This window comes from Streptomyces sp. YKOK-I1 (assembly GCF_054660435.1).
This window is the reverse complement of the sequence record NZ_BAAGDR010000001.1, coordinates 8,888,571-8,914,847: the sequence shown is the minus strand read 5'-3', so window position 1 is coordinate 8,914,847 and position 26,277 is coordinate 8,888,571. Positions and strand designations below refer to the sequence as shown.

Annotated in this window: 19 protein-coding genes and 2 pseudogenes; 7 read left to right on the top strand and 14 right to left on the bottom strand. The window is 70.7% G+C overall.

All coding sequences use genetic code 11. The annotated features are described in order from the left end of the window. Positions 1–27 precede the first annotated feature (27 nt). The 7 genes and pseudogenes from mshA to ACYQ8Q_RS39615 all read right to left on the bottom strand — a co-directional run. Positions 28–1,377: a D-inositol-3-phosphate glycosyltransferase gene (mshA, locus tag ACYQ8Q_RS39645; protein ID WP_460071604.1), complete on the bottom strand. Its 1,350-nt coding sequence runs from the start codon at positions 1,375–1,377 to the stop codon at positions 28–30. Continuing rightward, positions 1,374–1,913 (bottom strand): annotated as a pseudogene (locus ACYQ8Q_RS39640) (formate dehydrogenase accessory sulfurtransferase FdhD); the annotation flags it as partial. The gene mshA and the pseudogene ACYQ8Q_RS39640, both read right to left, overlap by 4 nt. Beyond that, positions 1,906–3,288, bottom strand: coding sequence for an L-serine ammonia-lyase (locus tag ACYQ8Q_RS39635; RefSeq protein ID WP_460071602.1), 1,383 nt, complete (start codon positions 3,286–3,288; stop codon positions 1,906–1,908). The gene ACYQ8Q_RS39635 and the pseudogene ACYQ8Q_RS39640, both read right to left, overlap by 8 nt. Before the next feature lie 68 nt (positions 3,289–3,356). After that, a complete protein-coding gene (gene glyA / locus ACYQ8Q_RS39630) occupies positions 3,357–4,616 on the bottom strand; it encodes a serine hydroxymethyltransferase (RefSeq protein WP_460071601.1) in 1,260 nt (419 codons plus the stop codon). A 22-nt stretch (positions 4,617–4,638) separates the two neighbouring features. Next, entirely contained in the window at positions 4,639–5,820 is a 1,182-nt protein-coding gene (locus ACYQ8Q_RS39625) for an NAD(P)/FAD-dependent oxidoreductase (protein ID WP_460071599.1), read from the bottom strand. 100 nt (positions 5,821–5,920) lie between these two features. Continuing rightward, positions 5,921–7,054, bottom strand: coding sequence for an aromatic ring-hydroxylating oxygenase subunit alpha (locus ACYQ8Q_RS39620; RefSeq protein WP_460073678.1), 1,134 nt, complete (start codon positions 7,052–7,054; stop codon positions 5,921–5,923). Positions 7,055–7,120: 66 nt separating this feature from the next. Continuing rightward, positions 7,121–7,717, bottom strand: a pseudogene (locus tag ACYQ8Q_RS39615) (zinc-binding dehydrogenase); the annotation flags it as partial. Between the two features lie 220 nt (positions 7,718–7,937). Here ACYQ8Q_RS39615 and ACYQ8Q_RS39610 point away from each other — a divergent pair. The 3 genes from ACYQ8Q_RS39610 (at position 7,938) to ACYQ8Q_RS39600 (ending at position 10,645) form a co-directional block, all read left to right on the top strand. Continuing rightward, positions 7,938–8,729 carry an IclR family transcriptional regulator gene (locus ACYQ8Q_RS39610; RefSeq protein ID WP_460071598.1) on the top strand — a complete coding sequence of 264 codons (792 nt, stop codon included), beginning with the start codon at positions 7,938–7,940 and terminating at the stop codon, positions 8,727–8,729. Between the two features lie 134 nt (positions 8,730–8,863). After that, positions 8,864–9,736 carry a formyltetrahydrofolate deformylase gene (purU, locus tag ACYQ8Q_RS39605; RefSeq protein ID WP_460071596.1) on the top strand — a complete coding sequence of 291 codons (873 nt, stop codon included), beginning with the start codon at positions 8,864–8,866 and terminating at the stop codon, positions 9,734–9,736. 114 nt (positions 9,737–9,850) lie between these two features. Next, on the top strand, positions 9,851–10,645 hold the full coding sequence (locus tag ACYQ8Q_RS39600) for an IclR family transcriptional regulator (protein WP_460071595.1): 795 nt from the start codon (positions 9,851–9,853) through the stop codon (positions 10,643–10,645). Between the two features lie 25 nt (positions 10,646–10,670). On the opposite strand, the gene folP is transcribed toward ACYQ8Q_RS39600, so the two are convergent. The 6 genes from folP to ACYQ8Q_RS39570 all read right to left on the bottom strand — a co-directional run bounded on the left by folP (position 10,671) and on the right by ACYQ8Q_RS39570 (position 19,162). Next, positions 10,671–11,546: a dihydropteroate synthase gene (gene folP, locus ACYQ8Q_RS39595; protein ID WP_460071593.1), complete on the bottom strand. Its 876-nt coding sequence runs from the start codon at positions 11,544–11,546 to the stop codon at positions 10,671–10,673. Beyond that, on the bottom strand, positions 11,543–12,403 hold the full coding sequence (locus ACYQ8Q_RS39590; RefSeq protein ID WP_460071592.1) for a bifunctional methylenetetrahydrofolate dehydrogenase/methenyltetrahydrofolate cyclohydrolase: 861 nt from the start codon (positions 12,401–12,403) through the stop codon (positions 11,543–11,545). The genes folP and ACYQ8Q_RS39590 overlap by 4 nt, the downstream gene beginning before the upstream one ends. A 36-nt stretch (positions 12,404–12,439) precedes the next feature. Further along, complete coding sequence (locus ACYQ8Q_RS39585) at positions 12,440–14,878, bottom strand: GcvT family protein (protein ID WP_460071591.1); 2,439 nt, start codon at positions 14,876–14,878, stop codon at positions 12,440–12,442. 204 nt (positions 14,879–15,082) lie between these two features. Further along, positions 15,083–16,060 (bottom strand): ABC transporter substrate-binding protein, encoded by a 978-nt coding sequence (locus tag ACYQ8Q_RS39580; RefSeq protein WP_460071590.1) that lies wholly within the window; start codon positions 16,058–16,060, stop codon positions 15,083–15,085. A 13-nt stretch (positions 16,061–16,073) separates the two neighbouring features. Further along, positions 16,074–18,074, bottom strand: a complete 2,001-nt coding sequence (locus tag ACYQ8Q_RS39575; protein ID WP_460071589.1) for an ABC transporter permease — start codon at positions 18,072–18,074, stop codon at positions 16,074–16,076. Further along, the gene (locus ACYQ8Q_RS39570) at positions 18,074–19,162 is read right to left on the bottom strand and encodes a quaternary amine ABC transporter ATP-binding protein (RefSeq protein WP_460073677.1); all 1,089 of its coding nucleotides are present in this window, start codon (positions 19,160–19,162) and stop codon (positions 18,074–18,076) included. Before ACYQ8Q_RS39570 ends, ACYQ8Q_RS39575 begins: the two co-directional genes overlap by 1 nt. A 329-nt stretch (positions 19,163–19,491) precedes the next feature. On the opposite strand from ACYQ8Q_RS39570, the gene ACYQ8Q_RS39565 reads away from it, so the two are divergent. Further along, complete coding sequence (locus ACYQ8Q_RS39565; protein ID WP_460071587.1) at positions 19,492–19,992, top strand: lamin tail domain-containing protein; 501 nt, start codon at positions 19,492–19,494, stop codon at positions 19,990–19,992. Positions 19,993–20,054: 62 nt separating this feature from the next. Here the strand turns inward: ACYQ8Q_RS39565 and ACYQ8Q_RS39560 are convergent, their stop codons facing one another. Next, a complete protein-coding gene (locus ACYQ8Q_RS39560; protein ID WP_460071585.1) occupies positions 20,055–21,089 on the bottom strand; it encodes a glycoside hydrolase family 5 protein in 1,035 nt (344 codons plus the stop codon). A gap of 499 nt (positions 21,090–21,588) precedes the next feature. Here ACYQ8Q_RS39560 and ACYQ8Q_RS39555 point away from each other — a divergent pair, with 499 nt between their 5' ends. The 3 genes from ACYQ8Q_RS39555 (at position 21,589) to rsgA (ending at position 26,270) form a co-directional block, all read left to right on the top strand. Next, positions 21,589–23,064 (top strand): glycosyltransferase family 2 protein, encoded by a 1,476-nt coding sequence (locus tag ACYQ8Q_RS39555; RefSeq protein ID WP_460073675.1) that lies wholly within the window; start codon positions 21,589–21,591, stop codon positions 23,062–23,064. 172 nt (positions 23,065–23,236) lie between these two features. Further along, entirely contained in the window at positions 23,237–24,766 is a 1,530-nt protein-coding gene (locus tag ACYQ8Q_RS39550) for an APC family permease (RefSeq protein ID WP_460071583.1), read from the top strand. A 394-nt stretch (positions 24,767–25,160) separates the two neighbouring features. After that, the gene (rsgA, locus tag ACYQ8Q_RS39545) at positions 25,161–26,270 is read left to right on the top strand and encodes a ribosome small subunit-dependent GTPase A (protein WP_460071581.1); all 1,110 of its coding nucleotides are present in this window, start codon (positions 25,161–25,163) and stop codon (positions 26,268–26,270) included. The last annotated feature ends 7 nt before the right edge of the window (positions 26,271–26,277 follow it).

Below are 26,277 nucleotides of genomic sequence, written 5' to 3'. Positions count from 1 at the left end.
GGCAGGCGTGGAGCCCGAAGACGTGCGTCACGGCACCCGGTGCAGCCGGTGCCCGCGCAGGGCCGCCGTGTACACGTCCGCCGTGGCCGCCGCGGCCGTGGCCCAGTCGAAGGACCGGGCGTGGCGGACCGCGGCCTCGCTCATCCGGGCGGAGCGGGCCGGGTCGTCGGCGAAGGCGGCCAGGGCCCGGGCGTAGTGGGCCGGATCGTGCCCCGGCACGAGGACGCCGCTCACCCCGTCCCGCACGGCCACCGGCAGACCGCCGACCTCGGCCGCGATCACCGGGGTGCCGCAGGCCTGTGCCTCGACGGCCACCAGGCCGAAGGACTCGCTGTGGGACGGCATGACCAGCACGGACGCCGCCCGGTACCAGTCCGCCAGCCGGTCCTGGCCGACCGGCGGCCGGAACAGCACGACGTCCGACACCCCCAGCCGGGCCGCCAGTTTCCGGAGGCCTTCCGGCCGGGTCAGGCCGCTGCCGCTGGGGCCGCCCACGACCGGCACCACGAGCCGCTCCCGCAGGTCCGGCCGCTCCTGCAACAGCCGGGCCACCGCGCGCAGCAGGACGTCCGGCGCCTTCAACGGCTGGATGCGGCCCACGAAGAGCGGGATCAGGGCGTCCGGCGGAAGGCCGAGCCGGGACCGGGCCGCGGCCCGCCCGGCGTCGACCCCGCGGGCGTCGGGCCGGAAGCGCGCGAGGTCGACCCCGGGGTGCACGACGGCGACCCGGCCGGGGTCGGCGTCGTAGTGGTGGAGCAACTCCCCGGCTTCCTTCCCGGTGTTCGCGATCAGCCGGTCGGCGGCCCGTACGACCTCCGCCTCGCCGGCCACCCGGGCCGCGGGTTCGGGGGTGTCGCCGTCGGCGAGGCCGGCGTTCTTGACCTTGGCCATGGTGTGCATGGCGTGCACCAGCGGGACACCCCAGCGCTCCGCGGTGAGCCGGCCGACGTGACCGGAGAGCCAGTAGTGGGAGTGGACCAGGTCGTAGTGGCCGGGGCGCTCCCCCGCCCAGGCCTGCGTCACCCCGTGCGCGAAGGCGCAGAGCTGAGCCGGCAGATCGTCCTTGGCGAGCCCCTCGTAGGGTCCGGCGTCCACGTGCCGGACCAGGACACCGGGCGCGAGTGCGACCCGGGGCGGGAGCGCCGCCGAGGTGGTGCGGGTGAAGATCTCCACCTCGACGCCGAGCGCGGCGAGCCGCTTGGCGAGTTCCACGATGTAGACGTTCATCCCGCCGGCGTCGCCGGTGCCGGGCTGGTGCAGCGGTGAGGTGTGCACGCTGAGCATGGCGACCCGGCGGGGGCGGTGCCGGACGTCGGGCGGCCACGACGGAGGCGGGGCGACCGCGGCGCCGGCCGGGGTACGGCCGTACCGGCTCATGTGTCCCGTCCCCCTGCCATGGCCCGGGCCCGCAGGTCGATGCGTTCCTCGCCCGTGTACACGTTCATGGACGTACCGTGCAGGAAGCCGACGAGCGTCAGGCCGGTCCCGGCCGCCGGGTCGACCGCGAGGGAGGACGGTGCCGAGACCGCCGCCAGCACCGGGATGCCCGCCATGGCCGCCTTCTGCGCCGGGTCGAAGGAGGCCCGGCCGGACACCAGCAGCACGCTCCGCGACAGCGGCGGTCCACCGGACCGCGGCGCCCGGCCGATCAGCTGGTCGACGGCGTTGTGCCGGCCGACGTCCTCGCGCAGGTCCAGCAGGTCGCCCTCCGGCGGGAACGGTCCGGCGGCGGGCAGCCCCCCGGTCCGGTCGAACACCCGCTGGGCCGCCCGCAGCCGGTCGGGCAGCATCGCCGGCAGCTGGGGGGCGAGCCGCACGTCGACCACGTTGTACGTGTTCGAGCCGTCCTCGGTGGCGCCCACGCAGTACACGATGGTCGCCCCCTCCTCGGCCCGTCCCATGGCCTCAGCACTCGATGACGTTGACGGCGAGGCCGCCGCGGGCGGTCTCCTTGTACTTGACCTTCATGTCGGCGCCGGTCTCCTTCATGGTCTTGATGACCTTGTCGAGGGAGACGTGGTGCCGCCCGTCGCCGCGCAGGGCCATCCGCGCGGCGGTGACCGCCTTGACCGCGGCCATGCCGTTGCGCTCGATGCACGGGATCTGGACCAGGCCGCCCACGGGGTCGCAGGTGAGGCCGAGGTTGTGCTCCATGCCGATCTCGGCGGCGTTCTCGACCTGCTCCGGGCTGCCGCCGAGCACCTCGGCCAGTCCGCCGGCCGCCATGGAGCAGGCGGATCCGACCTCGCCCTGGCAGCCGACCTCGGCACCGGAGATGGAGGCGTTCTCCTTGAAGAGCATGCCGATCGCCCCGGCGGCGAGCAGGAAGCGGACGATGCCGTCGTCGTCGGCGCCCGGCACGAAGTCGAGGAAGTAGTGCAGCACGGCCGGGATGATGCCCGCCGCGCCGTTGGTCGGGGCGGTGACCACCCGGCCGCCCGCCGCGTTCTCCTCGTTCACCGCCATCGCGTAGAGCGTCACCCACTCCATCGCGCGGACCGCCGGGTCGCCCTCGCTGCGCAGCGCCCGGGCCGCGGCGGCGGCCCGGCGACGGACCTTCAGACCGCCCGGGAGGATGCCCTCACGGCCCAGGCCCTTGGCGACACAGGCCCGCATGACGCGCCAGATCTCCAGCAGACCGGCGCGGATCTCCGCCTCGGTGCGCCAGGCCTTCTCGTTCTCCAGCATCAGCGCGGAGATCGACAGACCGGTCTCCGCGGTGAGGCGCAGCAGTTCGTCGCCGGTGCGGAACGGGTGGGCCACAGGCGTGTCGTCGGGCTTGATCCGGTCGGCGCCGACAGCGTCCTCGTCCACGACGAAACCGCCGCCGACCGAGTAGTACGTCCGCTCCGCCAGCGGCCCTCCGTCGGCGTCGTACGCGAAGAGGGTCATGCCGTTGGCGTGGTAGGGCAGCGAGCGTCGGCGGTGCAGCACGAGCTGGGCCGCGGGGTCGAAGTCGATCTCGTGGGCGGGGCCGATCTCCGCGCCGAGGAGGCGGATGCGCCCGGTGGCGCGGATCCGCTCCACGTCCAGTTCGGCCCGTGCGACATCGACCGTGTGCGGCTCGTACCCCTCCAGGCCGAGCAGCACCGCCTTGGGGGTGCCGTGGCCGTGGCCGGTGGCGCCCAGGGAACCGAACATCTCCGCCCGGACCGCGGCGGTCTGCGCCAGCAGGCCCTCCTGCTTCAGCCGGGTGACGAACATCCCGGCGGCACGCATCGGGCCGACGGTGTGCGAGCTGGACGGGCCGATGCCGATGGAGAACAGGTCGAAGACGCTGATTGCCACGCCATACTCCGTGAGTTCGAAGGGGCATGCCGAGCGGTGCCGGGCATGCCCCCGTGGGAGGTTGTCGGTTACAGGCCGGGGTAGAGCGGGTGCTTGGCGGCGAGGGCCTCGACCCGGGCCTTCAGCGCGGTGGCGTCGTAGGTCGGCTTGAGGGTCTCGGCGATGACGTCGGCGACCTCGGTGAAGTCCTCGGCGGTGAAGCCGCGGGTGGCGAGGGCCGGGGTGCCGATGCGCAGGCCGGAGGTGACCATCGGCGGGCGCGGGTCGTTGGGGACGGCGTTGCGGTTGACCGTGATGCCGACCTCGTGGAGGCGGTCCTCGGCCTGCTGTCCGTCGAGCTCGGAGGCGCGCAGGTCGACCAGGATCAGGTGCACGTCGGTGCCGCCGGAGAGCACGTCGACGCCGGCCTCGCGGGCGTCCGGGGCGGTCAGGCGCTCGGCGAGGATGCGGGCGCCGTCGAGCGTGCGCTGCTGGCGCTCCTTGAACTCCTCGCTCGCGGCGACCTTGAAGGAGACCGCCTTGGCGGCGATCACGTGCTCCAGGGGGCCGCCCTGGAAGCCGGGGAAGACGGAGGAGTTCAGCTTCTTCGCGAACTCCTTCCTCGCCAGGATGATCCCGCCGCGGGGGCCGCCGAGGGTCTTGTGGGTGGTGGAGGTGACCACGTCCGCGTACGGGACGGGGTTGGGGTGCAGTCCGGCGGCGACCAGGCCGGCGAAGTGGGCCATGTCCACCCACAGACGGGCGCCGGCCGCGTCCGCGATCCGGCGGAACTCGGCGAAGTCCAGCTGCCGCGGGTACGCCGACCAGCCCGCGATGATCACCTTCGGGCGGTGCTCCAGGGCCAGCTTCTCCACCTCGGCCATGTCGACCAGCCCGGTCTCCGTGTCCACGTGGTACGCCACGACGTCGAACTGCTTGCCCGAGAAATTGATCTTCATGCCGTGGGTGAGGTGGCCGCCGTGGGCGAGGTCCAGGCCGAGGATGGTGTCGCCGGGCTGGGCCAGCGCGAACAGGGCGGCCTGGTTGGCGGAGGCGCCCGAGTGCGGCTGGACGTTGGCGTACTCGGCGCCGAACAGGTCCTTGATCCGGTCGATCGCGATCTGCTCGGCCACGTCCACGTGCTCGCAGCCGCCGTAGTAGCGGCGGCCCGGGTAGCCCTCGGCGTACTTGTTGGTCAGGACCGAGCCCTGCGCCTCCATGACCGCGAGCGGAGCGAAGTTCTCCGACGCGATCATCTCGAGCGTGGACTGCTGGCGGTGCAGCTCGGCGTCGACCGCGGCCGCGATCTCCGGGTCGAGCTCGTGCAGGGACTGGTGGAACAGGGTCATCGACGTTTCCTCGCGTGGGGGCTCAGTGGGCGGCGGCCGGGACGGCGGGGACGAGGGTGCGGCGGAGCCGGTTGAAGAACTTGGGCTGGTCGAGGGAGAGCACGGCGACGGGGGTGCCCTCGCGCCGGTAGACGGCCGTGAAGGTACGGCTGCCGAGATCGCCCTCGACGACCTCGGGCTCGGCGCCGGGAGCGACGTACCCGGCGAGCTGGATGCGCACCCCGTACTGGTCGGACCAGAAGTAGGGCGCGGTGGCCGGAGCGGGGGCGGACACCCCGGTGAGCAGGGTGCGGGCGGCGGTCCTCGCCTGCTCGCCGGCGTTGCTCCAGTGCTCGATGCGGGCGTGCCGTCCGGTGAACGGGTGCGGGCAGCGGGCGACGTCACCGACGGCGACGACATCCGGGACACCGGTCGCGCAGCCGGTGTCGCACACCACCCCGTCGTCCACCGGCACCCCGGACCCGGCCAGCCAGTCGGTGGCGGGCCTGACCCCGACCCCGACCACGACGACGTCGGCGGGCAGCACCCGCCCGTCGGCGAGCCGCACGCCCGTGACCCGGCCCTCGCCGAGAAGTCCCGCGACGCCGGTCCCGCACAGCAGTCGGACCCCGTGGTCACTGTGGAGCGAGGAGCACACCAGCCCCATCTCGCGCCCCAGTTGGCGCTCCAGCGGGATGCCGAGCGCCTCGACGACGGTGACGTCCAGGCCGAGTCCACGGGCGGTGGAGGCCACTTCGGCGCCGATGAAACCGGCGCCGATGACGACGAGCCGGGGCCGGCCGTTCGTCAGCTCGGCGCGCAGCGCCAGGGCGTCGTCCAGGGTGCGCAGGGTGTGGACGCCGGCCAGGCCGTCCGTGCCGGGGAGCGTGCGGGCGGCGGCGCCGGTGGCGATGACGACCCCGTGGGTGCGCACATGCCGTCCGCCGGCCAGGGTGACGGTCCGGGCGCCGGGGTCGAGGCCCACCGCCCGCTCGCCGAGCAGCCACTGCACGTCCAGGTCCGCGTATTCCTCCGCGTCGCCGAGCGAGAGCGCGGCGGCGTCGATGTCCCCCTTGAGGAAGTCCTTGGACAGCGGAGGGCGGTCGTAGGGGGTGTGGCGCTCCTCTCCTACGACGACGATCTCGCCGTCGTAGCCGTCCGTGCGGAGCGCGCGGACCGTGCTCAGCCCGGCCAGCGATGCTCCGACGACGGTGATGCTCCTCATGCGGGCTCCAGACAAGCTGTCTCACATGGCACAACGACATCCGTCATGCGCAACATGGTTCGGGCGGGAAGCTGCGGTTGTCAAGAGGGGGGAGGGGTGGTCAGTGCGTGGGGCCCACGTCGAGCTTGTTCTGGAGCCAGGTGTGGAACTCGCCGATGTGGTGCTCGCTGGGCACCAGGACCCCGCCCTTGGCGTACATCCGCGAGCTCATCCCGGGCTGGGTGCGCTCGCAGGCGTCGAAGTCCTGCGCGTTGACCCGGTGGAACAGCTCCACCGAGCGGTCCACGTCCTTGCCGCTCTCGACGACGTGCGGCAGGTACAGCCAGTCGCACTCGACGATCGTGCGGTCGACGGCCACCGGGTACATGCGGTGGAAGATGACGTGGTCGGGGACGAGGTTGATGAAGACCTGCGGCTTGACGGTGATCGCGTAGTAGCGGCGGTCCTGGTCCTCGGCCACCCCGGGGATGCGGTCCAGGCCCTCGGAGCCGTCCACCGTGAAGCCCTGGATCTCCTCGCCGAACTCCGCGCCGTGGCCCACGTAGTACTGGGCCGCGTAGCCGTCCGCGAACTCCGGGAGGACCTCGGTGAGTTCGGGGTGGATGGTGGCGCAGTGGTAGCACTCCATGAAGTTCTCGATGATGAGCTTCCAGTTCGCCTTCACGTCGTACGTGATGCGCCTGCCGACGGACAGGTTGTCGACGTCGTAGCGCTCGATGGAGGCGATGTCGCCGAGGCGTTCGACGACCGCGCCCAGCACGTCCGCCTCGAAGGAGGGCGGCTCGTCGGCGAGGCACACCCACACATAGCCCAGCCACTCGCGGACATGGACGTTGATCAGGCCGTACTCGGTCCGGTCGATGTCCGGCATCGAGGTCAGGTTCGGGGCGGCGACGAGCTTGCCGTCCAGGCCGTACGTCCATGCGTGGTACGGACACTGGAAGGCGCGCTTGACCTCGCCGGACTCCTCGGTGCAGAGCTTGGCGCCGCGGTGCCGGCAGATGTTGAGGAACGCCTTGACCGAGTTGTCCCGGGCCCGGGAGACGAGCACGCTCTCCCGGCCGACCTGATACGTGCGGAACGCGCCGGGCTTGTCCAGCTCGGAGGCGCGGGCCACACAGAACCACATGGCCTCGAAGACCCGTTCCTGCTCCTGGGCGAAGATCCCGGGGTCGGTGTAGTACGCGCCGGTCAGCGTGGGGATCAGGCTGGGCGGCAGGTTCGTGCTGGTCATCGTGTCACCTTCGGAGTGGTCCGACACCCGCGACGGGGGGACGAACAGGGCGAGGGGGTGGTCGGTGGGGAAGTCCCGGGAGGGCAGGCAGTCGCCGTACCGGGAGGACTTCAGGGCGCCGCCGCGGCCGAACACGTCCAGCAGCGGCAGTTCGAGCGTCGGCCCGGGGGTGGGGACACCGACGAGGACGGCGGTGCCGGCCAGGTCGCGGGCGTAGAAGGCCTGCTCGAAGGTCTCGGGGCGGCCCACGGCGTCCACGACGACATCGGCGCCGAAGCCGCCGGTGAGGGCGCGGACGGCCTCGACGGCGCCGGTCCCGGAGGAGTCCACGACGTCGGTGGCGCCGAACCGCTCGGCCCGCTTCAGCTTCCGCTCGTCGACGTCCACGGCGATGATGCGGCCGGCGCCGGCCACCTTGGCTCCGGCGATGGCGGCCATGCCCACACCGCCGCAGCCGAGCAGCCCCGCCGCGGCGGCGGAGGCGGTGGGGTTGACCTTGGTGCACTGTCCGGCGGCGACGAGGGTCGCGGCGTTGCGGGTGGCGAAGCAGCACCACGGCCTGCCTCTGCGGCAGGCGCGGCAGGTGCCGCAGACGGCACGCCGGTCGAGGACGACGAAGTCGCCGGGCGCGACATCGGTGACGCCCTCGCCGACCGCCTCGACTGCAGGTTCCGGGCGACGACGGCGCGTACCTCGTGTGTCACAGTCGATCTCCTTGTTGCATAGTTCGCAACTATCTTCGCGATAAGCAACGTCCGCCGAAACTGTCCCCTCACGGACACCCACTGTCAAGGGGTTCACCGAGCCGCGACGGTGTCGCATACTGCGATGCTTGTTCTGTATGGAGAAACAACGAAACAACGACAGAGGAGCGACAGCGGCAATGAGCGACGGTACGGACGCCCCGGCGCAGCCCGAGTCCCCGGTGCAGTCGGTCGACCGGGCGGCGACCATCCTCGAACTCCTGGGGCGGCACGTCGAGGCGGGCGTCACGGACATGGCCGCCGAACTCGGGGTGCACAAGTCCACGGCGTCCCGGCTCGCCACCGCCCTGGAGATGCGCGGACTCATCGAGCAGACGGAGGAGCGGGGCAAGTACCGCCTCGGCCTCGGGCTGATCCGTCTCGCCGGTGCCGCCACGGTCCGGCTGGACCTCTCCCAGCAGAGCCGTCCGGTGTGCGAGCGGCTGGCGCACCGGATCGCGGAGACCATCAACCTGGCGATCCTGGACCGGGACGCAGCGATCAACATCAACCAGGTGCTCGGCCCCTCGGCCCTGACCACGCACAACTGGCTGGGCCGGCGGACCCCGCTGCACGCCACGTCCAGCGGCAAGATCCTGCTGGCCCATCTGCCCGAACCCGCGCTCGCGGACCGGCTCACGGAGCCGCTGGAGAGCTACACCCCGCACACCGTCACCGACCCCGCGCTCCTGCGCGCCCAGCTCGAGCGCGCCCGCGCGGACGGGGTCGCGTACAGCCTCGAGGAGCTCGAACCGGGCCTGAACGCGGTGGCCGCGCCGGTCTTCACCTTCGACGGGCAGGCGGTCGCCGCGCTCAGCGCCTCGGGACCGTCCGTCCGGCTGACCGCGCAGCGGCTGCCGGCGGTCTGCGCCGCGGTACGGGCGGCCGCCGAGGAGATCTCGGACCGCCTGGGCCACCTCCGCCGTTCCTGACCCCTTGACCACCGGGCCGCCGGCATTGGAGCATGTTGCGTATCACCCACAGCGTTGCGCAATACGCACCAGACGGATACGTGCCGGAGGCCTCCGCGCCAGATGGATTGCGCACCCGATCACGGAGGATGGCCATGTCCCCCCGACCGCAGCCCGGCCGCGAGTTCGTCCTCACCCTGTCCTGCCCCGACCAGGCCGGCCTGGTCCACGCCGTGTCCACCTTCCTGCTGAACCGCTCCGGCAACATCCTGGAGAGCCGGCAGTTCGACGACCGGGCGTCGGGCCGCTTCTTCATGCGGGTGCACTTCGACGTCTCGGACCCCGGCGTCTCACTGGAGGACCTGCGGACCGGTTTCGGCCCGGTCGGGCAGGCGTACGGGATCAGCTGGCAACTGCACGACGCCTCGACCCCCACCCGCACCCTGATCATGGTGTCGAAGTTCGGCCACTGCCTCAACGACCTGCTCTTCCGCAGGTCCACCGGCTCGCTCCGCATCGAGATCCCGGCCATCGTCTCCAACCACCGCGACTTCGAGCCGCTGGCGCGGAGCTACGGCATCCCCTTCCACCACATCCCGGTGACCAGGGAGACCAAGGCCGAGGCCGAGGCGCGGCTGCTGGAGCTGGTGAGCGAGCTGGACGTCGACCTGGTGGTGCTGGCCCGGTACATGCAGATCCTCTCCGACGACCTGTGCAAGCAGCTCGACGGCCGGGCCATCAACATCCACCACTCCTTCCTGCCCAGCTTCAAGGGCGCGCGGCCGTACGTCCAGGCGTACCGGCGCGGGGTGAAGCTCGTGGGGGCCACCGCGCACTACGTCACGTCCGACCTCGACGAAGGCCCGATCATCGAACAGGACGTCGTCCGGGTGGACCACTCCCGCGACCCCGACGAGCTGGTCACCATCGGCCGGGACGTCGAGGCCCGGGTGCTCGCCCGCGCCGTGGAGTGGCACAGCGAGAGCCGTGTGCTGGTGAACGGGAAGTGCACCGTGGTCTTCCGCTGACGAACGACCGGCCCTAGGGTGCGGGGAACAGTCGGCGCGTCAAGTGTCCGATCGGCCCCATGTCCGGCCACTGTGGCCCCTCGCCCCCCGTCGGCCATTGCGTATAGTTGCGCTATGAGCAACTACGCGGCAGAGGGCGCAACGACAGGTGCGGTGAACGGCGTGCAGTCCGTCGACCGTGCCGTCAGCGTCCTGGAGATCCTCGCCCAGCGCGGCGAGGCCGGTGTCAGCGAGGTCGCCGCCGAGATCGACGTCCACAAGTCGACCGCGTTCCGTCTGCTCGGAGCGCTGGAGACACGCGGCCTGGTCGAGCAGACGGCCGAGCGCGGCAAGTACCGGCTCGGTTTCGGGCTCGTGCGGCTCGCCGGAGCGGTGACGGGCCGGCTCGACATCACCCAGCAGGGACGGGTGGTGTGCGAGCGGCTCAGCGAACAGATCGGCGAGACCGTCAACATCGCGGTCCTCCAGGAGCACTACGCCGTCAACCTCCACCAGGTACGCGGCCCCGGCGCCGTCGGCACGCACAACTGGGTGGGGCAGCTCACCCCGCTGCACGCCACGTCGAGCGGCAAGATCCTGCTCGCCCATCTGCCCACGCAGGCCCGCGCCGACGTCCTCACCGCGTCCGGGCTGCGCAAGCTGACGCCGCACACCCTGACGGTGAAGTCCAAGCTGGAGAAGAACCTCACCGAGGCGCTCGACCGCGGGTACGCGATGACGCTGGAGGAACTCGAGATCGGGCTGCACGCCATGGCCGCCCCGGTCCGCTCCCGGGACGGCGAGGTCATCGCCGCGCTCAGCGCCTCCGGCCCCGCCTACCGCTTCACCGAGGCGCGCATCCATGAACTCGCCCCGCTGCTGGTCGAGGGCGCGGCGGAGATCAGCCGCCGGATGGGCCACCTGGGCTGAGCCCGGCCCACCCGCTCGGTCCGGCTCAGCTCAGCGCCGCCGTCGGCGCGGGTGATCCGACGCCCTCGGCGCCCCAACGGGCGGTCACCCGCACCGCGTCCAGCGTCGAGGCGACATCGTGCACGCGCAGACACCACACGCCCTGCGCCGCGGCCAGCACGGACACGGCCGTGGTCGCGGCGTCCCGCTGCGCCGCCGGGCGGGGCAGCCCCGTCACCGGGTCCGCCAGCAGGGCGCCCAGGAACGACTTGCGCGACGCCCCCACGAGCACGGGACAGCCCAGCGCGCGCACCTCCCCCAGCCGGCCGAGCAGCTCCCAGTTGTGCCCGGCCTCCTTGGCGAAGCCCAGCCCGGGGTCGACGATCAGACACCCGGGCGCGACGCCCGCCGCCAGCGCGGCGTCGATCCTCGCGCGCAGCTCGCCGAGCACATCGGTCACGACATCGCCGTAGCGTGCGTGCGCCTGCATGCCGGCGGCGTGTCCGCGCCAGTGCATCACGACGTACGGCGCTCCGGTCCGCGCCATCAACGGCAGCATCGCGGGATCGGCGAGCCCGCCGGAGACGTCGTTGACCAGCCGGGCGCCCGCGTCCAGCGCACGGGCGGCGACCTCGGCCCGCATCGTGTCGACGCTGACCACCGCGCCCGCCGCGGCCAGTTCCCGGACCACGGGCAGCACCCGGCGCAGCTCCTCCGCCACCGGCGGACGCACGGCGCCGGGCCGGGTGGACTCACCGCCCACGTCCACGATGTCCGCGCCCTGCCCGACCAGCTCCAGTCCGTGCGCGACGGCCGCCTCCGGGGCGAACGACAGCCCGCCGTCCGAGAACGAGTCGGGCGTGACGTTCACGACGCCCATGACCAGGGTCCGGCCGGGCCGTGGCAGCCCGTGCGGGTTCATGCCGCGCCGGCGTTCTTCTCGGCGGCCTCGACGACGTTGGCGAGCAGCATGGCCCGGGTCATGGGGCCCACCCCGCCGGGCATGGGCGCGAGCCGCCCGGCGACGGTGGCGGCGTCCGGGTGGACGTCACCGACCAGGCCCTGGTCGGTACGGGTGATGCCGACGTCCAGGACGGCCGCGCCGGGGCGCAGCATGTCCTTGGTGACCAGACCGGGCGAACCGGCGGCGGCGATGACGATGTCCGCCTCCCGGACGTGCCAGGCCAGGCCCTTGGTGCCGGTGTGGCACAGGGTCACGGTGGCGTTCTCGGACCTGCGGGTGAGCAGCAGGCCGATGGGACGCCCCACCGTGATGCCGCGGCCGATCACGCACACCCTCGCTCCGGCGAGGGGCACGTCGTGACGGCGGAGGAGTTCGACGATGCCGCGCGGTGTGCAGGGCAGCGGTGCGTCGACCCCGAGGGTGAGCCGGCCGAGGTTCACCGGGTGCAGTCCGTCGGCGTCCTTGGCCGGGTCCATGCGCTCCAGCACGGCGTTGGCGTCCAGGTGGGCCGGGAGCGGGAGCTGGACGATGTATCCGGTGCAGGCCGGGTCGGCGTTGAGTTCGTCGATGACGTCCTCGACCTGCTGCTGGGTGGCGTCGGCGGGCAGGTCGCGGCGGAGGGAGGCGATGCCGACCTGTGCGCAGTCCCGGTGCTTGCCGGCGACGTAGGCACGGCTGCCCGGATCGTCGCCGACGAGGACGGTGCCCAGACCGGGCGGGCGACCGCCCGCCGCCGTCAACTTGGCCACGCGCTCCGTGAGTTCGCGGCGGATCTCGGCGGCGGTGGCCTTGCCGTCCAGCAGTTGTGCGGTCACCGGCGGTGTTCCTTCCCTCGGAGTGGACGCTGCTCGCTAGCCGCGCAGGCGGGACATGGACGGGTCGAACAGGGGCTCCTCGGCGACGACCGCGTCGACGCGCTGGTCGAAGTAGCCGATGTGGAGGGCGGTGCCGGGGACGGCGAGGTCGGCCGGCAGCCAGGCGTAGGCGATGCCCTTGCCGACGGTGTAGCCGTAGGCCGCGCTGGTCACATAGCCGACCGGGCGGTCGCCGTCGTAGACGGGTTCCTTGCCCATCACGACCGAGTGCGGGTCGTCGATGGTCAGACACGCCAGCCTGCGCCGGACGTCGTCCTTGCGCCGCTCCAACGCCTCGCGGCCGATGAAGTCGCCCTTGTCGAGCTTGACCGCGAAGGCGATCCCGGCCTCGTAGGGGTCGTGCTCGTAGGTCATGTCGGTGCCGAAGGAGCGGTAGCCCTTCTCCAGCCGCAGACTGTTGAACGCCCCGCGTCCGGCGACGATCCCGCCCAGCGGCTCGGCCGCGGCCCACAGGGTGTCCCACAGCTTCTGGCCCTGGTCGGCGGTGGTGTACAGCTCCCAGCCGAGCTCACCGACGTACGACAGGCGCATCGCGGTGACGGGGACGGATCCGATGTAGGCGCGCTGGGCACGGAAGTACTTCAGCCCGTCGTTGGAGAAGTCGGTGTCGGTCAGGGGCTGCAGGACCTTGCGGGCCAGCGGGCCCCACAGGCCGATGCAGCAGGTCCCGGCGGTGATGTCCCGGACCTGGACGGTGCCGTCGGCGGGCAGGTGCCGGGTCAGCCAGTCCAGGTCCACGTTGCCGTTCGCGCCGATCTGGAAGAGGTCACGGCCCAGGCGGGCCACCGTGACGTCACTGCGGATGCCGCCGTCGTGGTCAAGGAACAGGGTGTAGGTGACGGATCCGACCGACTTGGCGACCTTGCTGGTGGTCAGCCGCTCCAGGAACGCACCGGCGCCCGGGCCGCTGACCTCCAGCCGCTTCAGCGCGGTCATGTCGTACATCGCCACGGTCTCGCGGGTGGCCTGTGCCTCCGCGCCCACGATCGGCGACCAGAACTGCGCCGCCCACTCGTTGGGGGTCGGGATACTGCGGCCCTCGACCAGGGGCGCGTTGGCCTCGTACCAGTGCGGGCGTTCCCAGCCGTTGGCCTCCAGGAAGAACGCGCCCTGCTCCTTCTGCCGGGTGTGGAAGGGGCTGGTGCGGATCGGGCGCGGGTCGCCGGAGGGCTGCAGCGGGTGCAGGATGTCGTAGACCTCGACGAAGTTCTGGCAGTCCCGCGCCAGCACGTACTCCGGAGACAGCTGATGCGGCTCGAACCGGTTGACGTCGCACTCGTGCAGGTCGAACGAGGAGCAGTAGCCGTCCACCAGCCACTCCGCCATGGCGCGGCCGACGCCCGCGGAGTGGGTGACCCAGACGGCTTCGGCGACCCAGAAGCCCCTGACGTCCTGGGACTCGCCCAGCAGGGGGAAGTTGTCGGTGGTGAAGGAGAACAGGCCGTTGATGCCCTCCTCGACCTTCGCCTCCCGCGTCGCGGGGAGGAGGGCCTGGGTCTCGCTCCAGGCGGTCTCGAAGTCCTCCTCGGTGAACTTCAGCACCGAGGGCATCGCCTCGGCCTCGTCCACGGAGAGGATGTCGTCGGCCGAGATCGGCATCGGGCGGTGGCCGTAGTAGCCGATGCCGATGCCGTCGAAACGGTCGCGGTAGTACAGGTCGGCGTCCTGGTGACGCAGGATCGGACGCACCGCCTCCTGCTGCTGTCCGGCCAGCGCCGGGATCGGGCCGGTCCAGGCCAGCTGGTGCGCCAGCGGGGTCAGCGGCAGGTTCATCCCCACCATCCGGGCGATCTTCGGACCCCAGATCCCCGCACAGCACACCACGATGTCCGCGGGGATCTCCCCCTGGTCGGTCAGCACCCCGCTGACCTCACCGTCGGCGTGGAGAACGTCGAGGACCTCGTGGCGAGCGAGGAAGCGGACACCGCGTTCCGTCGCCCTGCGGATCTGCGCCTCCACCGCCAGGACCGCCTTGGCCAGACCGTCCGTCGGCACCAGCAGACCGCCCAGCACCTTCTCCCCGTCGAGCAGCCCGTGCCGCTCCACGCACTCCTCGGCCGTCAGCAGCTCGGCCTCGACACCCCACGCGGTCACCCAGCCGTGCCGGCGCCGCAGTTCGGTCAGACGCTCAGGGGTGGTGGCCACCTCCAGACCACCGACCTGGAGGAAACACGGCTTGCCGTCCACATCCAGCGAGCAGAACTTCTCCACCGTGTAGCGGGCCAGCTCCGTCATCGTCTTCGAGGAGTTCGTCTGGAAGACCAGACCCGGAGCGTGTGACGTCGAGCCCCCGGTCGCCGGCAGCGGGCCCTGGTCGACCACCGTCACCTCGGTCCAGCCACGCGCGGAGATCTCGTCCGCCAGCGCCGCACCCACGACACCCGCACCGATGATCACCACTCGGGGTCCCGCCATCGCCGCACCTCCGGCCAAGTTGCCCTCTGCGCAACACGATTCATGTTGCGCAACTCAATGTGCCCGCCCCGGGGAGGGGTGTCAAGGGTCCCGGGACCTCGGAAAACGGGCCCGAACACGGCGAAGCCCGGTGGGCGGTGCGCAGGGATCGCGCACCGCCCACCGGGCGTGTTCCGACCGGTTTCCGAGCTCAGGAGGCCGGGGCTACTTCAGCCAGGCCTTGACCTTGTCCGGGTTGGCGTCGACCCACTTCTTGGCCGCCGCCTCCGGGGTCATCTTGTCCTCGGCTATGTACTTGGCCACGGTGTTCTGGTCGTCGTTGGCCCAGGTGAAGTTCTTCACCAGGTCATAGGCGGGGCTGCCGGACTTGGCGAACTTCGCACTGACGATCTTGTCGAGCTTGTACACCGGGTAGTCGCAGGCGACCTTCGCGGCGTCGGCGTCACAGCCGTCCGTGTACTTGGGCAGGCTGACCTTGACGAGCGGGACCTCGGACAGGAACCACTGCGGCTCGTAGAAGTAGCCGATCACCCATTCCTTGTCCTTCTCCGCCTTGCGGAAGGCCTGGATGAGCGCCGTCTCACTGCCCGCGTACACCACCTTGAAGTCCAGCTTCAGGTTCTTCACCAGCGCCTCGTCGTTGGTGACGTACGACGGGTCACCGTCCAGGAGCTGACCCTTGCCGCCCGACTCCGAGGTCTTGAAGTTGGCCGCGTACTTGTTCAGGTTCTCCCAGTTCGTGATGTCCGGGTGCGCCTTCGCCAGCCACGGCGGCACGTACCAGCCGATCAGGCCTTCGTTGCCGGTGGGGCCGGCGTCGACCGCGGTCTTCTGGTCGGTCATGTACTTCTTCTTGAGATCGTCGTGGCCCCAGTTCTCCACGACGGCGTCGACCTCACCCGTCCCGAAGCCCTGCCAGGCGATCTCTTCCTTCAGGTCCTTCTTGTTGACCGTACAGCCGAGTTCGTGCTGTGCGACGTACGCGATGACCGCCGCGTTGGCCTCGTAGCCCACCCACGGGTTGACCGCGAGGTTGAAGGTGCCGCACTTTCCGGAGCCGCCCGAGCTGCCGGCCTCCGAGGAGCTGTCACCGACCTTCGTGCCGCCGCAGGCGGTGAGCGTGAGGCCGAGGAGGGCCATGCCCACCACGCCGGCTCTCCAGTGTGTTGCTTGTCCTGCCATGGTCAGTTGCTCCTTACGCGCTGGTACGCCGCGCCGCTGCCTGAGTGATCCGGTCGAACATGACGCCGAGAAGGACGATGGCGAGACCCGCCGCGAGTCCCTTCCCGTACAACTGGCCCTGCGAGAAACCGGCCACCACGTCGTAGCCGAGGGCGCCCGCCCCCACCAGGCCGCCCACCACAACCATCGACAGCACGTAGATCAGACCCTGGTTCGTGGCGAGGGTCAGAGCACTGCGTGACATCGGCAGTTGAACCTTGGTGATGATCTGCCAGGTGTTGCACCCGGCCGAGGTCGCCGCCTCCACCGTCGCCTCCGGCACCGCCCGCACCCCATCCGCGATGATCTTTATCGCGACCGGCGCGGCGTACACGAGGGCGGCGACGATCGCCGTGAACCGGGTCGCGCCGAACAGCGCCAGGAACGGCACGAGATAGACGAACGGCGGCATGACCTGCGCCGCGTCCAGACTCGGCCGCATCACCCGGTCCACCATCCGGCTGCGCCCCATCCACACCCCGAACACGATGCCCAGCACCATGACGAGCACGGTGGCGACGAGGGTCGAGGCCAGTGTCGTCATGGCGTCCGACCACATGCCCGTGCCGACCAGCAGGCCCACGCACACCACCGTGGTCACCCCGGCCCGCCAGCCGCCGAGCACGACGGCGAGCGAGACCAGCACCCCCGCCACCACCCACCACGGCGAATCGGTCAGCAGCGTCTGGAAGGGGTTGAGCAGACCGTTGGTGATCGCGTCGCGGAAGGCGTTGGTCAGGCCGGAGAGGTTGTCCTGCGCCCAGGTGGTCGCGGTGTCGGCGGCGCTCGCGATCGCGCTCCCGGTGCTGCCCTCGCCGGGGAACTCCGCCGCCCACAGGTAGGTGTGCGACAGGTAGATCAGTACGGCCGTCACGGCGGCCCCGGCTCCCAGGAGCTGCTTGCGCCACTTCAGGAAGCGGTTCTTCGAGTTCCGGGCGCTCTCCTCACGCGCGCTGGCCGCGGTGGTGACCCGGTCCAGTACGATCGCCATCACCACGATCGCCAGGCCCGCGTTGAACGCCGTACCGACATCCAGCGACTGCAGCGCCTGGACCACCGTCTTGCCCAGACCCGGAGCATCGATCAGCGCCGCGATCGTGACCATGGCGAGCGCCGCCATGATGGTCTGGTTGACGCCCATCACCACGGTCCGCTTGGACATCGGGAGCAGGACCTTGAGCAGGGCCTGTCTGCGGGTGGCGCCCAGGGAGTCGGCAGCCTCGACCGTCGTCGTGGGCACCGAGCGGATGGCGTGCGCGGTGATGCGGATCGCCGGGGGTGCCGCGTAGATGAGCGTCGCGATGGCCGCGGAAGCGCCGCCGATCAGGAAGAACAGGGTCAGGGGCGCCAGGTAGACGAAGGTCGGCATCGTCTGCATGAAGTCCAGGAACGGTGTCACGACCCGGTTGAAGCGGTCCGACAGTCCCGCCCACACCCCCAGCGGGATCGCGAACAGCAGCGCGACCAGGACCGCGGAGAGGGTCAGGGCCAGGGTGTCCATGCTCTCCTGCCACAGACCCTGCAAGCCCATGAACGTGAACCCGGCCACCGCCAGCAAGGCCACCCGCCAGTTGCCGAGGGCCCAGGAGACGTATCCGGCGATGCCGACGACCCCGAGCCAGCCGATCTGCGGGACCGGCCGGGCGTCGGACGGCTGGGAGATCAGATCCTGGATGAAGGTCACCAGGGTGTCGATGACCAGCCGGATCTCGTTGAAGAAGTACAGGAAGAGCGGGTTGGAGTTGCGGTTGGCGCCGATGGAGTCGTTGACGTCGTTGAACCAGCGGTGCAGACCCGTCAGGTCGGCCGCGGCCAGGGTGAGGGTCTGCCTGCCGCGCAGAACGGCGAAGAGCAGCAGCCAGACGACGAGGATCGCGCCGAGCACCACGGGCCGGCTGACCTTGAGCGCCCTCCTGGCCAAAGCGGTCGGCTGCGCGGGCTCGGTCTTCTCTGGTTTCTCGATGGTGACGGTCATCACCGGCCGCCTTCCTGCCCTGCGACGACCGCGAGGATCTCCTCGTCCCCGACGATCCCCAGCAGCTTGCCGTCCTCGACGACCTTCACCGGCTTCTCCGCCGCCAGCACCGCCCGCGTCGCCTCCCGCACCACCACGTCCGGACCCAGCTCCGGCCCGTCCAGCGCATCCCCGTCCTCCGGCGCCCGCATGATCCACCGCAGCGTCAGCACATCACCCCGCGGCACGTCCTTCACGAACTCCCGCACATAGTCGTCCGCCGGCGCCCCCACCAGCTCATCACCCGTACCGCACTGGACCATCTTCCCGTCCCGCATGATCAGGATCCGGTCCCCCAGCTTGAGGGCCTCGGAAAGGTCGTGGGTGATGAACACCATCGTCTTGCCGACCTCGTGGTGCAGCCGGATCACCTCGTTCTGCATGTCCCGCCGGATCAGCGGATCCAGCGCCGAGAACGGCTCGTCGAAGAACAGCACGTCCGGATCACCCGCCAGCGCACGCGCCAGACCCACCCGCTGCTGCATACCACCGGAGAGCTGGTCGGGGTAGGAGTTCTCGTAGCCGGCCAGACCGACCAGCTCCACCACCTCCAGCGCCCGCCGCGTCCGCTCCGCCCGCCCCATCCCCCGGATCTCCAGACCGAACGCCACGTTGTCCACCACCCGACGGTGCGGCAACAGCCCGAAATGCTGGAACACCATCGAGAACTTCCGCCGCCGCAACTCCCGCAACCGCGCCGCGTCCGCCTGCCGGATGTCCTGCCCCTCGAACACCAGCTCACCCGACGTCGGCTCGATCAACCGCGTCAGACACCGCACCAGCGTCGACTTGCCCGAACCCGACAAGCCCATCACCACGAACACCTCGCCCTTGCGGACGTCGAAGTTCACATCACGCACCGCGGCCGTACACCCGGTCCGATCCATCAGCTCACGCCGGGTCAGGCCGCACAGCTCCTCATCACCCGGCACCCGCTCGGCCTTCGGCCCGAACACCTTCCACAGATTGCGCACGGAGATCACCGGAGCGCCGTCCGCATCCTCGGGCGCACCCCGCCGCTGGGATACCTCGGTCTGCGTGGGGGTCACGATCGCCCTCTTTTCGGCGTTCAGCCGCGGAACCAGTGCTGCGGCCGAGGATGGATGGTCTGCCAGATGTGTTCGGGCCACACAATGTGTTGCGCATAGCGCATTGAATTGCTTGTGGTGGAACACCCTGGCCGCCGCACGGACAGGCGTCAAGGGGTTGGCGGATGTCGATTTGACCAGGGAGATGCAGTTGCGTATTGCTGATGTGGATGCGTAATGCGCAACTGCAGAGTTGAACTCTTCACGGAAAGAACACGCAGAGCGCACGCCTCTGTCACATTCGGTATGCTCCAGGCGCTCCAATCGCACCATTGAGGGGGGGATTCCTCATGCCCACGCGCATGCGTCATGTTCTGGCCGCCGCGTCCCTGGCGGGCGCGCTCGCCGTGTCGACCGCCGGTCCGGCCCGGGCTACCGAGTACACGTCCGCGCTGAAGCTCAAGGGCGTGCAGTACGACGCGCCCGGCACGGACTCGAACCGCTGCTCCGGCGGCAACACCAAGGACGAGTACCTGACGATCAAGAACTACTCCCGCACCGCGACGGTCGATCTGCGGGGGTACGTCGTCAAGGACGCCACGGGCAACAAGTTCACCTTCCCCGCGAGCCACCGGCTCGAGCCGGGTGACCAGGTGAAGCTGCGGGGCGGCCGGGGCACCGACTCCGACGCCGGCAATGTCGTCTACCGCCAGAACTGCAATTTCATCTGGAACAACGACAAGGACACCATCTACCTCGTGAAGCCCAACGGCTCACGGGCCGACGTCCACTCCTACACCAAGCGCGCGAACGACGCGGACGGAAACGGCTACATCAATTTCCACGGCTGACGCGCAGGGGTCCCCGGAGCCGGATCGGTGCGGCTCGGGGGACCCGTTCGCGGCGGAGGAGATCAGCCTCTGACGCGGTCGCGGACCCAGACGCCGTTGGGCGAGAGCGAGGCGGTGCCGAACTTGCCCGTGCTGCAGGCGCCCTTCTTGAACACCGACAGGTCCTTGTGGTTGTCGGAGAGGCTCCAGTTCGTCCAGCTGATCTTCTTCTTGGCCATGAGGTCGACGAACTTCTGGGCCATCGGGTAGTCGGTGCCCCAGCCGTTCCAGGAGGCGACGGCCCACTCGGTGACGAAGATGGGCAGCTTGTCCGAGGCGCGGTCGAGCAGCTTCAGGAACTGCTCCCGCCCGGCCGTCGCATAGAAGTGGTACGTGTACATGACGTTCTTGTCGCGTACGGGGTCGGCGAGGATGATCTTCTCGTTGGTCGCCTCGGCGGCGCCGAGCGTGGACCAGCCACGCGTCGGGACGAGGACGACGCTGCCGGGGGCGCGGGAGCGGATCACCGGCATGATCTTCGCGGCGTAGTCCTTGATGGTCGACCAGCTCACCCCGTGGGGTTCGTTGGCGATCTCGTAGATCACGTTGTTCTTGTTCTTGTGCTTCTCGGCGATCGCCTTGAAGAACGCGCGGGCGTTGTCGAGGTCCTCGTGGGGATCGCCCGGGTGGATGGTGTGCCAGTCGACGATGACGTACATGCCGCGGGCGCTCGCCATGTCGACGAGTCTGCTCGCCAGTTCGGTGTATTTCTTCGGATCCGCGCGATAGGCGCCCTCCCGGGCGTACGTCGAGACCCGCAGCACGCTCGCCTTCCAGTCCTGGGCGACGGCGTCCAGCGCCGCGCCGGTGAGGCACTGCGGATACCACTGGGTGCCGTGGGTGCTCATGCCGCGGAGCTGGACCGGCTGGTCGGACTCGCCGCACAGCTGGGTGCCGCAGACGTGGAGCCTGCCGTAGGTCTGCACGGGGGTCTTGGCCTTGGGGGCCGTTCCGGATCCGGCCGCGTGCGCCGGGTTCGCGGGGAGGAAGCCCACCGCCGCCGCGAGGGCCAGCGAGGTCCAGGCGACGCGACGGGCGCGGGAATGCGTTGAGGGCATGGGTGCCTCCGGTTCCTGAGGGGGTGGGGACCAAAGGCAAATATGACGATAGGACAGCTGATAGGTGATGCACCGTCACCGCGATTCGTCCGAGCCCCGGTCAAGGTTCACCCGAGTGCAGAGACCGTGTTCCAGGGCCCCGCCGAGGCCGCACGGCCCCGGTCCGCTGCGCTCCTCGCCGGGTGCCACTCCGGCGCATCCTTCCTTCGAGCGACCGGTGCAGCAATCAGCCCAGCGGAAGGCGCAGGTCACACCCTGCCTGGCTATCGGTTGGAGGTGACCGCCCCCCTTCGAGGAGCACACCTTCGAGGAGCACGCCTTGAGCCTGGATTCCTTTGACCTGACGCTGGAGACCGACCGACGACCGACCATCCCGCGGATAACACTCCGGTCCGGGCGGCAAGCCGGCACCGTGCTGCCCCAGCCCCCTGACGACGAGGAGAAGTACTCCTACGCCAGACGTCGTCTCTGGGTGCTCACCGGCGCCTCGATCGTCAGCATGGGCTGTCTCGTCTACAGCCAGTTCCGGCTGATCCAGTCCTCGCCCTGGCTGTTCGTCCTGCTGCCGTGCCTGGTCTTCAGCATCCTCTACTACCTGGCCTCGCTGCGGGTGAACGGCTTCACCCCCGACTTCGACCTGACGGCCCACCGCGAGCTGGTCCGGGACTGGCGTCCGCAGACCTATCCGACGGTCGCCGTCTTCCTCCCGGTCTGCGGAGAACCCGCCGACGTCCTGGAGAACACCTGGCGGCATGTGCGCCGGCTCGCCGACCGCTATCCCGGCCGGGCCACCGCGTATGTGCTCGACGACTCCGCCTCCGCCGAACTCGCCGCCATGGCCGAGAAGTTCGGCTTCGAGTACGGGAGCAGGCCCAACCGGGGCTGGTTCAAGAAGGCGGGCAATCTGCACTACGGCCTCGGCATCTCCGACGAGGAGTACGTCCTCATCCTCGACGCCGACTTCGCCCCGCGGGCGGATCTGCTGGAGGAACTCCTGCCGTACATGGACCACGACCCGGAGACCGGCATCGTCCAGTCGCCGCAGTACTTCCGCGTGGCCCGGCGGCAGACCTGGATCGAGCGCGGCGCGGGTTCCGTGCAGGAGCTGTTCTACCGGGCCGTGCAGGTGTCCCGGCAGCGCCATGGCGGCGCCATCTGCGTGGGCAGTTGCGCGGTGTACCGGCGGACGGCCCTGGAGGCCAACGGCGGTACGACGCTGATCGAGCACTCGGAGGACGTGCACACGGGCTTCGACCTCGGGCGCCTGGGCTGGAAGCTGCGCTATGTCCCGATCCCCCTGGCCACCGGCAACTGCCCCGACAACGTCAGCGCGTTCTACCACCAGCAGTACCGCTGGTGCTCGGGGTCCATGAGCCTGCTGGGCAGCAGGAAGTTCTGGAGCGCCAAGCTCCGGCTCACCACCCGGCTCTGCTACTTCTCCGGCTTCCTCTACTACCTGCACACGGCGGTCTTCACGTTCGTGGCGCCCCTGCTGCCGATCGTGCTGCTGGTGGCGATGCCGGAGAAACTCCAGGTCGACTACATGCTGCTGGTGCTGCCCAGCGTCGTCTACACCCTGCTGGTCTTCCCGTTGTGGCACCGGTGCCCCTACCGGATCGAGGCCTGGGCCGTACGGCTGCTGTACGGCTGGGCCCATCTGTTCGCCATCTGGGACATCGTCCGGGGCCGGCGCCAGTCCTGGCGGCCCACCGGCTCGGCGTCCGCGGGCCGCGCCACCAATCTGCGCTTCCGCATCGGCGTCCGGGTGTGGAGCGGCGGTACGGCGGTGCTGTGGGTGGGTGTCGCCGCCTGGCGCATGATCACCCTGTACCCGCCGGACTTCGCCCTGGTCATGGCCTCCGGTCTGTTCTACGCCACGGTCGTCGGCCGGGTCCTCGTACCGCAACGGGCACCCCGGAAGGAACCCGTCACCACGGCCGCGCGTATGCGGCCGGCACCCGCGGGGGGCCACTGAGGCCCGCGCGACACCCGAACCAGGTCCCCGCAGCCCGGCCGACGCGGCTGCGGGGACCTCGTTCGCTTCGTAAGCAACAGGCAAGACTTGCGCTCGAACACTTGTGGGCATTTGGGGCGACGGCCCATCATTGGCCGGATCCCGCCCGTACCACGAGCATCCAGGAGCCCCGGTGGCCGCTGGCCAGATCCTCTCCGAGCCGGCCGGCATGCCGGCGGCAGCCCAGGCCGAGCGGCGGAAACTGCGCAAGCACTTCGGCCGCTTCGACATCCTCTTCTTCCTCCTGTGCACCATCGTCGGCGTGGACACCATCGGCACGGTGGCCTCCTCCGGCGCCGAGGCCTTCACCTGGCTGATCGTGCTGGCCGTCGTGTTCTTCGTCCCGTCCGCGCTGCTGATCGCCGAGCTGGGCGCCGCGTTCCCCGACGAGGGCGGGCCCTACATCTGGACCAGCCGGGCCTTCGGGCGCCTCGCCGGAGCCGTCAACAACTTCCTGTACTGGATCACCAATCCGGTGTGGCTCGGCGGCACCCTGTCGGTGTCCGCGGTCACCGCCTTCACCACCTTCTTCCACGACGGCAAGGACCTGAGCACCCCGGCCTTCTACGTCTTCACCCTCGCGTTCGTCTGGGTGGGCGTGCTCGCCGCGATCCTCTCCTTCGACGTCGGCAAGTGGATCCCCACCATCGGCGCCTGGAGCCGGTTCGTCCTGCTCGGCCTGTTCACCGTCACCGTCGTGCTCTACGGCGTCCGCCACGGCCTGCACGGCTTCGGACTCGGCGACTTCTCCCCGACGTACGCCGGATTCGTCGGCCTGATCCCCGTCCTGATGTTCAACTACGTCGGCTTCGAGCTGCCGAACACCGCCGGCGAGGAGATGACGGACGCCCAGCGGGACGTGCCCTTCGCCATCTTCCGCAGCGCCCTCCTCGCGGTCCTGCTCTACGCGCTGCCGATCCTCGGCATCCTGCTCGTCCTGCCGGTCAAGGCCGTCACCGGCCTCGGCGGGTTCATCGACGCGATCCGCCAGGTCTTCACCGTCTACGGCGGCTCCGTGGCCGGCGACGGCACCGCCACGCTCAGCGGCGCGGGCAGCGTGCTCGGGGACCTCGCCGCGATCCTGTTCATCCTCACCGTGCTGTCCTCCGGCGTCACCTGGGTCATGGGCTCCGACCGCGCCCTCGCCGTCTCCGGCTACGACGGGGCGGCGCCCCGCTTCCTCGGCGTCATCTCCAGCCGGTTCGGCACCCCGGTACGGGTCAACATCCTCAGCGGACTGGTCTCCACCGTCGTCCTGATCCTGGCCCACCAGCTCACCGGCGGCAGCGCCGCCAAGCTCTTCGGCGCCGTCCTCGGCCTCGCCGTCTCCACCACCCTGGTCAGCTACCTGGGCATCTTCCCGGCCCTCGCGGTCCTGCGCCGCAAGGCCCCCGACACCCCCCGCCCCTACCGGGCGCCCCTCCCCCGCACCATCAGCACCGTGCTCACCCTGCTCGTCCTGTTCGCGAGCGTGCAGCTCGTCGCCCCCGGCCTCGGCGACCACTGGTTCGGCTCTGCCTACGCCCCGGACGGCTGGACCCACGCCGAACGCTGGAGGTACCTGCTGACCGAGGCCGTCCCACTGGCCGGTTTCATGCTCCTCGGCGTCCTCTTCTGGGCCCTGGGCGCACCGACCCGCGCCGCGGCCGCCACCAAGAGCTGAGACAACCGGCACAGGGTCCTGGACGTCTCCCTCAACGACCATCTGACCGGCGGCGGAGATCACCCAGGACCGGAGGTCCCTGCTCGGTGTCCTGGCCGACCTCGGGATTCCGGTGCGGCACCACCAGGTGTACGGCGCATGGCCGGGGGAGAAGGCCGCGCGGCTGACGCCCAACGGGCGGCCGCTGCGCCGCTCCGGCCTCGCGGTCCTGGTGGAGTGCGAGGCCATGCGGCTGGGGTGCAGGGCAAGGCGCTGCTGTGGCGCGCCCTGCTCGCCGCCTCCGCCCGGGAGCCGAGGCTGGAGCCCGCGCGGCTGCGGGAGCTGCGGGGGGACCGTGTCGGTGTGAGGGGCAAGTCCCGGCTGGGCGGGACGGGTTGGCCGGTACACTGGTGGCTTGACCTCCTCCCCCGGCACCCCGCATCCGCTCCTTCCGTACGGCTGGAGCGACGCCGTCGCGGCCGGCTTCGCCGCGGAGGGGACGCGGGGGCTCAGCCCCGGGCGGGTGGTGCGGGTCGATCGCGGGTCGTGCGAGGTGGTCACCGTCGACCGGAGCGGGCGGGCGGTGCCCTTGCGGGCGGGTACCGGGGCGCTGGTGTCCGCCGAGGCCACGGGCCATCCCTGCACCGGCGACTGGGTGACGGTCGACGGGGAGCAGCGTGTCGTACGGGCCGTGCTGCCGCGGCGTACGGCGTTCGTGCGGGCCGTCTCCTCGCAGCGGTCCGACGGACAGGTGCTGGCCGCCAACATCGACCAGGTGCTGATCGCCGTGTCGCTGGCGGACGAGCTGGACCTCGGGCGGGTCGAGCGGTTCCTGTCCCTGGCGTGGGAGAGCGGCGGGCAGCCGGTGGTGGTGCTGACCAAGGCCGATCTGGTGCCCGACGCGACGACGCTGTCGTATCTCGTGGAGGACACCGAGCGGGTGGCCCCCGGGGCGCGGGTGCTGCCGGTCAGTGCGGCCACGGGGCAGGGGATGGACCTGCTCGCCGCCCTGGTCTCCGGCGGCACGGCCGCGCTGCTCGGCATGTCGGGTGCCGGGAAGTCCACGCTGGCCAACGCGCTCACCGGGACGGATGTACAGCGGGTGGACGCCACCCGGGACGCGGACGGCAAGGGGCGGCACACGACCACGACCCGTGATCTGCTGGCGCTGCCGGGCGGCGGGGTCCTCATCGACACCCCGGGGCTGCGCGGGGTGGGGCTGTGGGACGCCGACGCAGGTCTCGCCCAGGCCTTCACCGATGTCGAGGCCCTCGCCCGGGACTGCCGTTTCCACGACTGCTCGCACCGGGCGGAACCCGGCTGCGCGGTGCTCGCGGCCGCCGAGGACGGGACCCTGCCGCTGCGGCGGCTGGAGAACTACCACAAGCTGGTCCGGGAGAACGGGCGGATCGCCGCCCGCAGCGACGCGCGCCTGAGCGCCGAGCTGCTGCGGGACTGGAAGCGGAAGAAGGCGCTGGGCCGCCACATGATGGAGCGCAAGCGGGGGCCCCGGCAGGACGGTTGAGGCGAGT